This window comes from Jiangella anatolica, assembly GCF_003236295.1.
GTDB classification, from domain to species: domain Bacteria; phylum Actinomycetota; class Actinomycetes; order Jiangellales; family Jiangellaceae; genus Jiangella; species Jiangella anatolica.
Genome location: NZ_POTW01000204.1, coordinates 1 through 659 on the forward strand (window position 1 = coordinate 1; position 659 = coordinate 659).

The 659-nt window shown below is 77.5% G+C and carries 1 protein-coding gene; it reads left to right on the forward strand.

Annotated elements, in window-relative coordinates; genetic code table 11:
• Positions 1 to 659 (forward strand): aminotransferase-like domain-containing protein (locus C1I92_RS32985; RefSeq protein ID WP_146605391.1); only part of this gene is annotated, 659 nt, incomplete at both ends.

Genomic DNA, 659 nt, shown 5'->3' on the forward strand with positions numbered 1-659 from the left:
GCCGCGGATGGGGTGCGGCCGCGGCCGGGGTGGGTGCGTCCGGCCTGGCCCCGTACGGCCGGGCACCGTCCGCCGTCGCCGCCGGCGCGCTACGACTTCCAGGTCGGCGTGCCGGACGTCCGGCTGTTCCCGTACGACACCTGGCGGCGGCTGGTCGCGGCCGCGTGGCGGGCCGGTCGCGAGCCCGGCGACCATGCCGACCCGGCCGGCCATCCGGACCTGCGCGCGGCCATCGCCCGGTACGTGGCGTACGCGCGGTCGGTCCGTGCGGCCGCCTCCGACGTCGTCGTGACCAGCGGCGCCCAGCAGGCGTTCGACCTCGTCGCCCGCGTACTCGTCGGGCCCGGCGACGTGGTCGCCGTCGAGGAGCCGGGATATCCGCCGGCGCGGGACGCGTTCGTGGCGCACGGCGCTCGCGTCGTCGGCGTCCCGGTCGACGCCGGCGGGCTGGAGGTGTCGCGGCTGCCGCCGCGGGCCCGTCTGGTGTACGTGACGCCGTCGCACCAGTTCCCGCTCGGCACGGCGATGTCGCTGCCACGCCGGCTGGAGCTGCTGGCCTGGGCCGACGCGAACGACGCGGCGATCGTCGAGGACGACTACGACGCGGAGTACCGGTTCGCCGACCGGCCACTGGAGCCACTGCACGGGCTGGGGTCGGG